This window comes from Peribacillus sp. B65 (assembly GCF_058513295.1).
Genome location: NZ_CP195840.1, coordinates 1,594,934 through 1,609,228, shown reverse-complemented (window position 1 = coordinate 1,609,228; position 14,295 = coordinate 1,594,934). Strand labels below are relative to the sequence as shown.

Here is a 14,295-nt window from a genome sequence, read left to right as displayed (position 1 = left end):
ACTGTAATCCTTAATAGATGGAAGAAATTTGCGACACTCCTGCCGAATTAACTGGCTAGCCGAGACACCGCAGCCGCTAGGCGAGGAGGCTTGGCAGGCAGTCGGCGGAAAGGGAGCGGATTTCTGAAATCAACTGGTACTTTTTTCAATAAAAAACTGCAGGTAAACTCGCTTTTCCTCGAGTTCGTCTGCAGTTTGTAACCGCTATAAAGCGGTTTAATGTCCGCCTAAATAGGCATTCTTGATTTCTTCACTTGCGGTCAGTTCCTCTGATTTGCCTGATAGGACAATTCGGCCGGTTTCGACAACATAGGCTCTGTCCGCGATGGATAGTGCTAAGTTGGCATTTTGTTCAACCAGCAGAATCGTTGTACCCGTTTTATTAATCTCTTCGATGATATTAAAGATTTGCTTCACCAATAATGGCGCAAGTCCCATGGATGGCTCGTCCAATAACAGGAGCCGGGGCTTGGCCATGAGTGCCCTGCCCATTGCGAGCATTTGCTGTTCCCCGCCGGAAAGTGTTCCGGATTGCTGTTTCAGGCGCTCTAGCAAACGCGGGAATAATTCATAGACTTTCTCCATATCCTGCTTGATGCCTGCCTTATCCTTACGTAAATAAGCACCTAGCTGAAGGTTTTCTTCGACGGTCATGTTAGCAAATACCCGCCGGCCTTCAGGGACATGCGAAATGCCCATTTTCACGATGGATTGTGCTGCCTTTCCGCCGATGGATTGCCCTTCGTATACGATCTTCCCTTGTTTTGGTTTTAATAGGCCGGAAATGCTTTTCAGCAGCGTGCTTTTCCCGGCTCCGTTCGCCCCGATCAGGGTTACGATTTCGCCTTCGTTAATAGAAAGCGAGATTCCTTTCAAGGCTTGAATGTTTCCGTAATAGACGTTGATGTCCTCGATTTTTAACATTATGAAACCTCCTCGCCCAGATAGGCCTCGATGACTTTTGGATTGTTACGGATTTCCTCTGGCTTTCCTTGAGCGATCAGTTGTCCGTGATCGAGTACATATATGCGTTCGCAAACACCCATGACGAGCGGCATATCATGTTCTATCAATAATACGGTCAAATCAAATTTCTCACGGATGAGGGCAATCAGGTTCATGAGCTCATGCGTTTCCTGAGGGTTCATCCCCGCAGCTGGTTCATCCAGCAAAAGCAGTTTCGGGTTGGCTGCAAGTGCACGGGCGATTTCCAAACGTCTTTGTTTACCATATGGCAGGTTCTTCGCCTTTTCATCCTTATATTGATCGAGGTTGAAGATCTTCAGGAACTCAATCGCCTTTTCATCCATTTCCTTTTCGCCTTTAAAATGGATCGGCATGCGGAAGATCGAACTTAAGATATTATGTTTCGAAAGCGAATGATAGGCAACTTTTACATTATCGATCACGGATAGCTCACTGAATAAGCGAATGTTCTGGAATGTCCGGCTGATACCTTTTTGCGTGATTTTATATGGAGGCAGTTTTCTTAAGTTCTCACCTTCCAAAGAAATCGTGCCCTCCGTCGGGACGTAAACTCCTGTCAGCAAGTTAAAGAAAGTCGTTTTTCCAGCGCCGTTCGGCCCGATCAAGCCAATCAGTTCTCCTGGATATAACTCGACGTTAACATCAGAAACGGCTTTAAGACCCCCGAACTGGATGCCGACCGAATCGACTTTAAGCAGCGGTGTTTTTATTTTTTTCATGGCTGCTTCCTCCTTTACGTTTGAACATGGATGTTATTTCTTTTGTCCCCATTAAGCCTTGTGGACGATAGAGCATCATCACGATTAGCACAAGGCTGTAGATGATCATTCGTGTTTCCGGATAATCCTGCAGGAAAGTCGTGACAACCGTCAATAATATCGCGGCCAATACGGCACCGGAAAGACTTCCAAGACCGCCAAGCACGACTAGGATCAAAATATCAAATGATTTCAGGAATCCGAAGTTCGATGGCTGGATGATATAGAAGTTATGAGCGTAAAGCCCACCGGCAATACCGGCAAAAAAAGCACCGATCGCAAACGCGACAACTTTGTAATACGTCGTGTTGATTCCCATCGAATCGGCAGCCGTTTCGTCCTCGCGGATCGATATGCAGGCCCTGCCGTGGGTCGAGCTAGTAAAGTTTCGGATGACGATGATTGTTACGATAACGGAAGCGAATACCCACGGCCAAGTGGTCAAATGGGAAACCTGCATGCCGCTCGCCCCGCCGACATAATCGATATTCAACAGCATGATCCGGACGATTTCACCAAAACCAAGGGTTGCAATCGCCAGGTAGTCACCTTTTAAGCGTAAGCTTGGAATTCCGATGATCAAGCCTGCCAGCGCTGACGCCAAACCGCCGACTATCAATGCCGCATAAAATGGCATTTCCAGCTTCATCGTCATAACGGCTGAAGCATAGGCACCGACTGCCAGGAATCCGGCATGTCCGATGGAGAACTGCCCGGTTATCCCGATGATCAAGTGCAGGCTCGCTGCCAGAATGATATTGATCCCGATGAACATGAGCGTATTTTGATAAAAAGGATTTAGCGATCCGCCGCCGATTAACACCTGAACTGCGGCGAAAAAGATCAATGATAGTGAAATCGAGAGCCAAAAACCTTTTGCTCGCTTAATTGTAGTCATTGCTTTGTCTCCCCTATACTTTTTCTTTTTTGTTTTTACCGAATAAGCCTTGTGGCATGAAAATCAAGATAAGAATCAGTACGACGAAGGCTACAGCATCACGCCATAATGAGTAACCGGCGGCACTGACCAAAGCTTCGATGACACCTAGCAATAGGCCACCGACCATCGCGCCAGGAATAATCCCGATCCCTCCAAGAACGGCGGCAACGAATGCCTTCAGTCCCGGAAGCACACCCATTAGCGGCTCGATCTTGATATAGTAAATACCGAAAATGACGCCCGCTGCCCCAGCCAATGCGGAACCGATTGCAAAGGTGGCAGAAATCGTGTTATCGACATTTATCCCCATCAGTTTGGCTGCATCCGCGTCAAAGGAAACGGCACGCATCGCTTTTCCTATTTTTGATTTATGAACGATGATTTGAAGGATGATCATTAGAACTACAGCCACTCCAAAAATCAATACCGATTGGCTATTGATGGAAACTCCAAAAATATTGAACTTGTCTGCCGGCAATACATCATTCGGATAAGCTTCCGGCTGTGCACCGCGGACGTAGATGAATCCGTATTCGATCAAAAGGGAAACACCGATGGCAGTGATAAGTGCCGCAATACGTGTTGCGTTACGCAATGGCTTGTACGCGATACGCTCGATCAATACACCAAACAGCGCACAGACCGTCATCGAGATTAATAGGGCGGGCACGAATGACAGATCCAGGACCGTTATCGAGTAAAAACCAACGAATGAGCCGACCATGAATACATCGCCATGTGCGAAGTTTATCAATTTAACAATCCCGTAAACCATCGTATATCCGAGAGCGATAAGGGCATAAATACTTCCTAATGAAACCCCGTTTATTAACTGTTGTATCAATTCCATGTTCGACTCTCCTTGAAAATCTAATTTTATGATTGGTTGGTCCAGACTCTTTTCATTCCGCTAAGGGGAAGATCAGCGACCTGGCATGCTTGAAAAATGAGAATTCGCCAGCACCTTCTTATTTACGAAGGGCCGGCGAAAGGATTGGAGTTGTTCTCCGAAATTAAGGATTGATTTTCGTGTTGAATACTTGTTTTCCCTCTTTAAACTCAAGGATGGTAGCAGATTTGATTGGATTATGTTTTTCATCCAATGTGAATGTACCCGTTACAAGCTCAAGGTCAGCCGTTTTTTCCAGCGCTTCTTTGATTTTTTCCGAATCCGCTGATCCAGCACGTTTAATCGCGTCTGCAAGGAAGTATCCTGTGTCATATCCTAGAGCGTTAAATGCATCCGGGGATTTATCTTTGTACTTCGCTTTAAATGCAGACACAAAATTCTGAATTTTCTCATCAGGGTCACCTGAAGAATAATGGTTCGTGATGAACGTATTATTTAGAGCTTTTGCACCGGCAATTTCAACTAGCTTAGGAGAATCCCAGCCGTCGCCGCCCATGAAAGGAACGTCAAGTCCAGTTTCACGTGCCTGCTTCACGATAAGACCAGCTTCCTCATAGTAACCAGGAAGGAAAATGAAATCAGGTTTTGCCGATTTCAAACGAGTCAATGTGGAACGGAAATCAGTATCCTTCGCGATGTAAGCTTCCTCAGCAACGATTTTTCCGCCATTTTTTTCGAATTGTTCTTTAAAGGCTGCAGCTAATCCTTTTGAATAATCACTTGAGCTGTCAATATAGATGGCTGCACTTTTCGCTTTGATTTCTTTAGTTGCAAAGTTCGCAGCTACCGTCCCTTGGAATGGATCGATGAAGCTTGTCCTGAAAACGTAATCGTTCAATTTATCCTTGCTGAAAGTGATTTCAGGGCTTGTACCGGAAGGTGAGATGACCGGCACTTTATTATCTTGGGCAATCTGTACTTGTGCAATCGAGTTCGTGCTTGTCGCTGCACCTACGATTGCTGCAACCTGATCTTGTGATGTCAGCTTGATCGCTCCGCTAGTCGCTTCTGACGCTTCTGATTTATTATCGACTTTAATAAGTTTGATTTTTTTACCGTCAATGCCTTCTTTATTTATTTCTGCAGTCGCAAGCTCCAGACCTTCTGCAATCGATTGTCCATATGAAGCAACACCGCCTGATAATTCAAGGTTGACACCGATTTTTATCGTATCTCCATCTCCGCCTGATTTTTCTGATGAACCAGAGCTGGAACAACCGGCTAGCACTCCTGCAGCAAGTGTTAGAGAAAGGAATGCACCTGCTAGTTTTTTCTTTTTCATAAATAATCCCCCCGTTTTGTAATCATCGCTCTGATGCATGAATATTTATTCAAGATGCCTCAGAAAAAGTTGATTAGATGAAATTTTTGAAATTAAATTAATATTTCGAAAAATAGTTTACCGCATAATTTTCATTCCGTCTATATAATAATTGTGAGAAGATTGCGCCAAATAGGATATTTTTCACAGGAAGTGCTATATCATTTTTATCTTTATATATTTTAAATATTGCGAAAACAGGCGGTATAGTCAGAAAAAACTGATAATTTAATTATATTAATATTACAAATCCCTTATTTACTGCTCAAAAAAATTTATTCATTTCCTTATTTTTTTCATCCTTTTAATTACATTTTTACCAAAATAGAAGTATATTGATAGGGAATTAAACCCATTTTCTTTGTTCTTTTTTAGTCTTAATTCCTATATCAAAATTGAATAATACTATATTGGATGTATAAAATCATGCATGAAGCTCCTCTGCTTTTTTATCTTTCTGTATATTTTGCATAACCCGATCATCAAACAAAAAACCGCCAAACGGCGGTTCATGACTGTAGACAAACTCGATAATATTTGATTTTTGTATAATTCGACCTTTGATATCCACTGCAGGCACTCGCTTTCCGCTGGCGGTCCGGGAGCCTCCTCGGCGCCCTTTGCGCCTGAGGTGTCTCCGTCGGTTGCACTTTTCCCGCAGGAGTTAATTTATGAAACGGAGGTTCAATGTCCTCCTAAATAGGCCATTTTTATTTCTTCACTTGAAGTGAGTTCCTCGGCATTGCCCGACAGGACGATTCGGCCCGTTTCAACTACATAAGCCCGATCTGCAATCGATAATGCAAGGTTGGCGTTTTGCTCGACCAAAAGGATCGTTGTTCCGGTCTCACTGATTTCCTGGATGATGTTGAATATTTGTTTCACCAGAAGCGGTGCAAGGCCCATCGAAGGTTCATCGAGCAGTAATAACCGTGGTTTGGCCATTAAGGCCCGGCCCATTGCAAGCATTTGCTGTTCACCGCCTGAAAGCGTGCCAGCCTGCTGTTTGATTCTCTCCAGCAGCCTCGGAAATAGCTCGTATACCTTTTCCATATCCTTATGGATGCCATCTTTGTCTTTCCGCAAATAAGCCCCTAGCTCCAGGTTTTCGGCTACCGTCATGTTGGCAAAGACACGTCGTCCTTCAGGTACATGGGATATGCCCATTTTCACGATGGACTGTGCAGCTTTTCCTCCAATCGGCTCGCCTTCGAACAGAACTTTTCCTTGCTTTGGTTTTAACAGACCGGAAATCGTTTTGAGCAGCGTGCTTTTTCCCGCTCCGTTCGCCCCGATCAAGGTCACGATCTCGCCCTCGTTAATCTCCATGGAAACCACTTTTAACGCTTGGATATTGCCATAAAAAACATTGATGTCCTCTATTTTCAGCATCAGGAAACCTCCTCCCCTAGATATGCCTCGATGACCTTTGGATCGTTGCGGATTTGTTCCGGCTTTCCGTGAGCGATAAGCTGTCCATGATCAAGAACGTAAATCCGTTCGCATACCCCCATGACAAGTGACATATCATGCTCGATGAGCAAAACGGTAAGGTTGAATTCCTTCCGGATAAAAGCAATGAGATTCATTAATTCTTTCGTTTCGTGCGGGTTCATCCCGGCTGCGGGTTCGTCCAGTAAAAGAAGTTTCGGATTGGCGGCAAGGGCACGGGCGATTTCCAGCCGCCTTTGCTGTCCGTATGGAAGATTCTTCGCTTTTTCATCCTTAAAATGGTCAAGATTGAAAATCCTCAAGAACTCCAGCGCCTTTTCATCCATTTCCTTTTCCCCGGAAAAATGTCCCGTCAGCCGGAATATGGAGCTTGGAATTCCATGATTGGCAAGCGAGTGGTAAGCAACCTTCACGTTATCGATCACGGATAACTCACTGAAGAGGCGAATGTTTTGAAAGGTCCTCGAGATCCCTTTTCGGGTAATTTTATAAGGTGGCTGCTTATTTAGATTTTCCCCGTTCAAGGCAATCGTTCCTTCTGTTGGTACATACACACCCGTCAATAAATTGAAGAAAGTCGTTTTCCCAGCTCCATTCGGCCCGATCAGGCCTACAAGTTCCCCTGGAAATAATTCCACATTCACATCGGACACAGCTTTCAAACCGCCAAAACGGATACCCACCGAATCTACTTTAAGCAACGGTATTGTGGCTTCCATCCTTTGGGCCCCCTTTCGTTTTTTTATTTGTGAACAATGCCGTGATTTCTCTTGTTCCCATTAAACCCTGCGGGCGGAAAATCATCATCAGGATCAGGACAAGGCTGTAGATGATCATTCTCGTCTCCGGATAATCCTGTAGGAATGTCGTCACGATCGTCAGTAAAATTGCGGCCAAAACCGAACCTGAAAGACTTCCAAGACCGCCAAGTACGACGAAAATCAGAATATCGAAGGATTTTAGGAAACCGAAATTCGATGGCTGGATAATATAGAAATTATGGGCATAAAGCGATCCGGCGATTCCGGCAAAAAAGGCTCCGATGACGAAAGCCGCCACTTTATAATAGGTCGTATTGATTCCCATCGCATCAGCGGCCGTTTCATCTTCCCTTACGGATATGCATGCCCTTCCGTGAGTCGAATTGGTGAAATTCCGGATGACTAAGACGGTGATCATCACACAGGCAAAAACCCATGGCCAAGTAGTCAGGTGGGATACCTGCATCCCGCTTGCCCCGCCTACATAATCAATATTCAAAAGGACGATCCGGACGATTTCCCCAAATCCAAGCGTAGCTATCGCCAGGTAATCCCCCTTCAGGCGCAAGCTCGGTACCCCGATCACCATGCCCGCAACAGCTGCTATTACGCCCCCAGCCAATACAGCTATGATGAATGGAAGTTCCAGCTTCATTGTCATGACTGCCGAAGCATAGGCCCCTACCGCTAAAAAACCTGCATGCCCGATCGAGAACTGTCCGGTTATTCCAATGATTAAATGCAGGCTCGTCGCCAGCATGATATTGATGCCGATGAACATGAGCGTGTTGATATAAAATGGGTTGAGCATACCGCTTGAAATGGTGTACTGCATGATTCCGAAAAAAATAAGTGCGAGCACGATCGAGAGCCAAAAACCCTTTGAATTCTTTAAAGTAGTCATCGCCATGTCTCCCCTATACTTTTTCTCTTTTATTTTTACCGAACAGACCCTGCGGCAAGAAAATCAAAATCAAGATAAGTACGACGAAAGCCACACCATCGCGCCATAATGAATAACCGGCAGCACTGACCAAAGCCTCGATCACTCCAAGCAGCAGACCGCCGACCATCGCGCCAGGAATGATGCCGATGCCGCCCAAGACTGCTGCAACAAATGCTTTAAGGCCAGGAAGGACACCCATCAACGGCTCGATTTTAATATAGTAGATTCCAAAAATGACACCAGCCGCCCCTGCAAGGGCTGAACCTATGGCGAATGTAGCTGAAATCGTATTATTCACATTGATTCCCATCAGCTTAGCCGCTTCGGAATCGAATGAAACGGCACGCATCGCTTTGCCGATTTTGGTTTTATGGACAACGAATTGTAGGATGATCATTAATATGATGGAAACAGATAAGATCAATATCGATTGGCTGCTGATGGAAACTCCCAATATATCGAGTTTATCCATCGGAAGGACGTTATTTGGATAGGCTTCCGGCTGGGCGCCCCGGATGTAAATCAGCCCGTTTTCTATCAGAAGGGAAACACCGATGGCCGTTATCAAGGCCGCGATCCGTGTTGCATTACGAAGGGGTTTATAAGCAATGCGTTCAATTAAAACGCCAAAGATGGCACATGAGACCATCGAAATCAATAAAGCTGGGATGAAGGATAAGTCCATTACGGTAATGGCGTAAAACCCTACAAATGAACCGACCATGAATACGTCTCCATGGGCGAAGTTTATGAGCTTGACGATTCCATATACCATCGTATAACCAAGCGCGATCAAAGCATAAATGCTTCCGAGTGAAATGCCATTTACCAATTGCTGAATCAGTTCCATATTGCACTCTCCCCGTTAAGGTGTTTTTTAAGTGAATATAGAATAGGGGGGACTTGCCCCCTATCCACGTAAGGTATTATGGATTGATTTTTGTTTTGAATGTTTGTTTGCCATCCACATATTCCAAGATGGTCGCCGATTTGATCGGATCATGGTTTTCATCGAGGTTCAGCGTTCCGGAAACTAATTGAAGATCTTTGACATCTTCCAACGCTTGTCTGATTTTTTCGGGAGAAGCATCACCAGATCTCTTGATGGCATCAGCCAGGTAGTAGCCAGTGTCATAGCCAAGTGCTGCAAAGGCATCCGGTGTTTTATTGTATTCCTTTTTGAAGGCTGCAACGAAATCCTGGATCTTTGCATCTTCATCTTCCGGAGAATAGTGATTCGTGATATAGGTATTTTTCAAAGCCTCAGCTCCGGCAATTTCAACGACCTTCGGGGAATCCCAGCCGTCTCCGCCCATGAATGGAAGGTCTATGCCGTCTTCACGAGCCTGTTTTAAGATCAATCCGACTTCCTCATAATAACCAGGAAGGAAAACGAACTCCGGTTTTGCGGATTTGATACGTGTCAATGTAGAGCGGAAATCAGTATCTTTAGTTACATAAGCTTCTTCCGCCACGATTTTACCGCCCTTGGCAGTGAACGCTTCTTTAAAAGCTGCGGCCAATCCCTTGGAATAATCACTTGCGCTATCCACATAGATCGCAGCCGTCTTTGCCCCTATTTCGTCAGTTGCGAAATTGGCTGCAACCGTACCTTGGAATGGATCGATAAAGCACGTCCTGAACACATAATCATTTAATTTTCCAGCTTTGTTGGTGATGTCGGGATTTGTTGCAGTTGGTGTGAGTAGAGGAACTTGATTATCCTGTGCGACTTGAACCTGTGCCAATGTATTAGTGCTTGTCGCAGATCCGACTACAGCCACAACCTTGTCCTGGCTGACCAGCTTGATCGAACCGCTTGTAGCTTCTGCAGCATCTGATTTATTATCAACCTTAACGATTTCCAGTTTTTTACCGTCGATGCCCTCTTTATTAATCTCATCGACGGCCAGTTGCAAACCATCGGCAGCCGATTGGCCGAATGATGCCGTGCCTCCGGACAATTCAAGGTTGGCCCCAATTTTGATTGTGTCACCCGAGTTTGATGAACCCCCGCCTGAACTGCTAGTTTTCGAGTCGCCGCCACTACAACCTGCCAGCGCCCCTGCAACCAATGAAAGTGATAGAAACACTCCTGCTAGCTTTTTCTTCTTCATTTGAAACCCCCTTGTTTTGTATGTTCTTTTAAACAAACAGAATATCTGAATAAAAATAATATTCTGAAAACAAGTTTATCTCATTCTTTCGACCCCGTCTATATGATATGGATAAAAAAGTTATTAAAAGGGAATATCTACTATTCGACACAAAAAAACTGACCCTTTATAGAGTCAGTTAACTTTCTTATCAATCGTTAACACGGCGAACTTCAATGTCTTTTAAAATATCATTGATCACCCAGCTAGCTGCAATCAAGCCCGCTACGGATGGTACGAAAGCATTCGAAGATGGCGGCATTTGCGCTTTACGGATTTTTGCCTCATCATTGCCGACTTCTTTTCGGACATCCTCACGAATGACAATAGGGCTCTCATCGGAAAAGACAACCGGGATTCCCTTTGTTATGCCCTCTTTACGCAATCTAGTACGAATGACCTTGGCAAGCGGATCGGTATGCGTTTTGGAGATATCAGCAATTTGAAAACGCGTCGGGTCCATCTTATTAGCGGCACCCATGCTTGAAATCACCTTGATATTCCGTTTCAGGCATTCCTTCATCACATGAATCTTATAAATGACCGTATCCGATGCATCAATGACATAGTCCAGGCCATAACTGAAGAATTCCTCAAACGTTTCTTCTGTATAGAACATTTTAAGAGCGATCACTTCGCAGTCGGGATTGATGTCTTGAATGCGGTTTTTCATCAATTCCGCTTTCGGTTGACCGACTGTTGATAATAGAGCATGGATCTGCCTGTTTACATTTGTGATGTCGACATCGTCTTTATCCACAAGAATAATACGGCCTACCCCCGTACGTGCCAAAGCTTCGGCTGAAAAGGAACCAACGCCTCCTACACCCAGGACAGCAACGGTCGTGTTTTTCAGAATATCGATTCCTTCCTTGCCAATTGCCAATTCATTTCGTGAAAACTGATGCAGCATATATATTCAACTCCAATAAATTCTGTTCTTATTTAGCTTCCCAATAAACAATATATCATAAACATCATTTATGACAAGCGAAATATGAGCAGTCTAATCGGAATTAGTGCACTAGGTCATTTTTGATAATTTTTGAAGGACGGTAGCCAAAAGGAGCGTCCTTTCCGTCAGGCTCGGAATTTCCAAATACTCCTCTTCACTATGTGCATTTCCTCCAATGGGCCCGAGTCCATCCACTGTAGCGATTCCCAATTCAGAAGTGATGGAAGCATCCGAGCCTCCACCCGTGGCCGTATCCGTGATTTCGATGCCGATTTCCTTCCCAGCCTGACGGATCGTCTCTAAAAGCAAGTTCGATTTCTCATTCTTTTCCATGGGAGACCGGTCCATTTTTCCGCTTAATGTCGTTTTCGTTCCGGGAATATAGGTTTCTGCACAGATTTTTTTCAGCTGCTTGAGAACGGTGCCTTCCTGCTTTTTTTCCGAAATCCGCACATCGACGAAGGCAGCCGCATGGGAAGCGATCATATTGACAGCGGAGCCTCCTTCAATTTTGCCGACATTAACGCTGATTCCTTTCTTTTGATCATTCAATAGGTGTAAGGCGATGATCTTATGGGCCAATTCTTCAATTGCACTTCGTCCCTTTTCCGGTTCGATCCCCGAATGGGCAGCAACTCCCATAATATCGACTTTAAACTGACCGCAGCCCCTTCTTGCCGTGACAAGCGAACCGTCCGTCCTTGCCGGTTCAAGAATTAACGCAAACTTCTTACCTGCCGCCTTTTCCGAGATGAGTGAAGCAGACGACGGAGACCCGATCTCCTCATCACTATTAAGAATGATTTGGATATGCTTATAGCCTGTCTGCCCCGTCTGTTTCAAGCAAAGGATCGCATAAAATAACTCAACCAAGCTAGACTTCATATCCGCCACACCAGGACCGTATGCCCGATTTCCTTTCACCTTAAAAGGACGTTTTTGCGCTGTCCCCTCCGGAAACACCGTATCCATATGGGCAACGATCAAAATATGCGGTTGATTCGCCTCACGATGCTGGATGACCAGCTGATTGCCATAATTCTGTTGCTCAACGGTATTTACAATAAAATCCAGACTTTCAAATTTCGTTTTTAAAATCGAACCAATTTCATCAATACCCTTTTTCGTATGAGAACCACTATCTATATTCACTAGCCGCTCCACTAATTGAAGCATTTCCTTCCTCTTTGCATATAATAAATCTTTCAAAGCCCTCACTACTTTCTATCCTTGGCTGAATATTGCTCAACCTTACTATAATTTACGAATCTATATTGCCGAATGTTACTTAAATGGGAAGATTTGAAGTATATTCGAGGGTTTTTGGGTTTTATTCGTAAGATTGGGGTGTTTACTCGTGAGTTTAGCTCGTTTACTCGTGAGTTTGCGCCATTTACTCGTGAATTTGGCTCGTTTACTCGTGAGTTTGCGCCATTTACTCGTGAATTAATCCATCAAGTCTATAAGCTCTATTTTTAAATTGCCCCGAATAAGGCAATTCCAGTGCAGACAGCATCCGTTGCATGATATCAATTGAATCTATTTGTAAAAAGAGCCGAGCTTGTTTATTCGTAATATTGGGTTTTATGAGGAGAGCAAAATCACGAAGAGTTTTAATGTGGGCATCTTTGGAGGCGTAAGAACAGTGACTGCAAGACCATTTGCCCCAGTGATATTGCATATGGAGAGCAGAGCATTCAGGACATTGAACGCTTTTTAGCAGATCTTGCTCATCGATCTGATACAAATCGAGTATATCAGGATTATGCGGAGTGTTTTTTTGCAGAATCGTGTTCGAAAGTCTATTGCTCTGCCTTTGGGTTAAAGGCTTAGAAGAATACTTTTCATCGAGAGTATGAATTTTAGAGATCAGGGTTTCTTTTCCCGTGATTTTTTTGAAAATGGGGGTAAAACCTGGGGTAGTCCTGATGATGGTATTCGAGTTTGCATTGGCAATGAGCGTTTCAATCGGCAGCGAGGGAAATTTGTGAAAAGTAAGCCAATCATTAAATCGGGATTTTTGCACGTCAACCTGGATCAGCGGATCTAGATAAGCTTGTTCCTGTCCATCTTTTGTCCGAATCAATTGGGGATAGGTGCGGTCAAAATAGAGCGTTCCAGCAAAGTTTTTTACTTCAATGATTATGCCGTAATTCCAGCTGATTATTAGGAAATCCATTTGAAAATAACGGCTCCCGTCGTAGCCTAACCTCAAATCATGAAATACTCGATATTCTTTCGGAAGATTCTTCAGTTCTTTTCCGATACTCCGCTCCCCGTTAAATCCTGTACGGATTTTCCGGAGATCATTCCTTATTCTTTCCTGTTTTGGATGATTTGCTGATAGCCTCCTGCTTAATGCCTCCAGTTTGAGCATTTTCATAGGCCTTTCACACGGTTTTAGCATCCATTTATCAACTCCTTCTCCTTTAGCTTCTTTGTTAATGCCCATTTTTCCTGCCACATACTGAAATCAGGCATTTTACCGTGAGTTTGCTCGGTTTATTTCTTGAGATTTATAGCTCAGTCGGACGTTATCGTCATTTACTCGTGAGTTTACGCCATTTACTTGTGAGTTCGCACCTTTTACTCGTGAGTTTGCACCATTTACTCGTAAGTTTGCTCCGTTTACTCGTGAGTTCGCACCATTTACTCGTGAATTCACGCCTTTTACTCGTGAGTTTACGCCATTTACTCGTGAGTTTATGCTATTTACTCGTGTGTTCGCTCTATTTACTCGTGAATTTACGTTTTACTCCTGAATTCGCACTATTTACTCGTGATTTACACCATTTACCCGTAAATATACACATTCTCCTGTAAATTGACTATTTTTACGCACAAAAAAACCCATGTTATGTAACATGAGTTGCTTTGTAAGGTGTAAGAGTCCCAATTGTGCCGTTTACGCCTTTGTTTTGAACCCGCTCTCCGCAGGTGGGTGCTCGGTTCCTCGCGTTTGTAAGTCCTCTTCGAGGGAGGCTTTTACGCGGCCAGGAAACTAGTGCTCCCGGTAACTATAAGTGTTCGGTCAAAACTTATAGGTTAAAGAACGAACACATCAGGACTCTTACTTATTGGAAATATCATATCATAATGCTTAGCTCAG

General features: G+C 44.3%; 14 protein-coding genes and 1 other RNA gene. All 15 read right to left on the bottom strand.

Going from position 1 to position 14,295, the window contains the following annotated elements; all coding sequences use genetic code 11:
- Nucleotides 1–216: 216 nt before the first annotated feature.
- The 15 genes from ACSR9O_RS07865 to ssrS all read right to left on the bottom strand — a co-directional run bounded on the left by ACSR9O_RS07865 (nucleotide 217) and on the right by ssrS (nucleotide 14,257).
- The gene (locus tag ACSR9O_RS07865; protein ID WP_101222746.1) at nucleotides 217–924 is read right to left on the bottom strand and encodes an ABC transporter ATP-binding protein; all 708 of its coding nucleotides are present in this window, start codon (nucleotides 922–924) and stop codon (nucleotides 217–219) included.
- Nucleotides 924–1,706, bottom strand: coding sequence for an ABC transporter ATP-binding protein (locus tag ACSR9O_RS07860; protein ID WP_101222747.1), 783 nt, complete (start codon nucleotides 1,704–1,706; stop codon nucleotides 924–926). Before ACSR9O_RS07860 ends, ACSR9O_RS07865 begins: the two co-directional genes overlap by 1 nt.
- Entirely contained in the window at nucleotides 1,678–2,643 is a 966-nt protein-coding gene (locus ACSR9O_RS07855; RefSeq protein WP_101222748.1) for a branched-chain amino acid ABC transporter permease, read from the bottom strand. The genes ACSR9O_RS07860 and ACSR9O_RS07855 overlap by 29 nt, the downstream gene beginning before the upstream one ends.
- Nucleotides 2,644–2,656: 13 nt before the next feature.
- A complete protein-coding gene (locus ACSR9O_RS07850; RefSeq protein ID WP_101222749.1) occupies nucleotides 2,657–3,535 on the bottom strand; it encodes a branched-chain amino acid ABC transporter permease in 879 nt (292 codons plus the stop codon).
- Between the two features lie 163 nt (nucleotides 3,536–3,698).
- Entirely contained in the window at nucleotides 3,699–4,877 is a 1,179-nt protein-coding gene (locus ACSR9O_RS07845; RefSeq protein WP_101222750.1) for an ABC transporter substrate-binding protein, read from the bottom strand.
- 463 nt (nucleotides 4,878–5,340) lie between these two features.
- On the bottom strand, nucleotides 5,341–5,487 hold the full coding sequence (locus ACSR9O_RS07840; RefSeq protein ID WP_157831011.1) for a hypothetical protein: 147 nt from the start codon (nucleotides 5,485–5,487) through the stop codon (nucleotides 5,341–5,343).
- Nucleotides 5,488–5,600: 113 nt separating this feature from the next.
- Nucleotides 5,601–6,308, bottom strand: a complete 708-nt coding sequence (locus ACSR9O_RS07835) for an ABC transporter ATP-binding protein (protein WP_491724234.1) — start codon at nucleotides 6,306–6,308, stop codon at nucleotides 5,601–5,603.
- A complete protein-coding gene (locus ACSR9O_RS07830; RefSeq protein ID WP_491724233.1) occupies nucleotides 6,308–7,087 on the bottom strand; it encodes an ABC transporter ATP-binding protein in 780 nt (259 codons plus the stop codon). The genes ACSR9O_RS07835 and ACSR9O_RS07830 overlap by 1 nt, the downstream gene beginning before the upstream one ends.
- The gene (locus ACSR9O_RS07825) at nucleotides 7,062–8,033 is read right to left on the bottom strand and encodes a branched-chain amino acid ABC transporter permease (RefSeq protein ID WP_260358219.1); all 972 of its coding nucleotides are present in this window, start codon (nucleotides 8,031–8,033) and stop codon (nucleotides 7,062–7,064) included. The genes ACSR9O_RS07830 and ACSR9O_RS07825 overlap by 26 nt, the downstream gene beginning before the upstream one ends.
- Nucleotides 8,034–8,046: 13 nt before the next feature.
- A complete protein-coding gene (locus ACSR9O_RS07820) occupies nucleotides 8,047–8,925 on the bottom strand; it encodes a branched-chain amino acid ABC transporter permease (RefSeq protein WP_101222754.1) in 879 nt (292 codons plus the stop codon).
- A gap of 76 nt (nucleotides 8,926–9,001) precedes the next feature.
- Nucleotides 9,002–10,192, bottom strand: coding sequence for an ABC transporter substrate-binding protein (locus tag ACSR9O_RS07815; protein ID WP_491724232.1), 1,191 nt, complete (start codon nucleotides 10,190–10,192; stop codon nucleotides 9,002–9,004).
- A 190-nt stretch (nucleotides 10,193–10,382) separates the two neighbouring features.
- Nucleotides 10,383–11,144 (bottom strand): tRNA threonylcarbamoyladenosine dehydratase, encoded by a 762-nt coding sequence (locus tag ACSR9O_RS07810; RefSeq protein ID WP_101222756.1) that lies wholly within the window; start codon nucleotides 11,142–11,144, stop codon nucleotides 10,383–10,385.
- A 111-nt stretch (nucleotides 11,145–11,255) separates the two neighbouring features.
- A complete protein-coding gene (locus ACSR9O_RS07805) occupies nucleotides 11,256–12,362 on the bottom strand; it encodes a M20 family metallopeptidase (protein WP_491724231.1) in 1,107 nt (368 codons plus the stop codon).
- A 259-nt stretch (nucleotides 12,363–12,621) separates the two neighbouring features.
- Entirely contained in the window at nucleotides 12,622–13,638 is a 1,017-nt protein-coding gene (locus tag ACSR9O_RS07800; RefSeq protein ID WP_491724230.1) for an NERD domain-containing protein, read from the bottom strand.
- 433 nt (nucleotides 13,639–14,071) lie between these two features.
- A non-coding RNA gene (ssrS, locus tag ACSR9O_RS07795) (6S RNA) lies at nucleotides 14,072–14,257 on the bottom strand.
- Nucleotides 14,258–14,295: the final 38 nt, after the last annotated feature.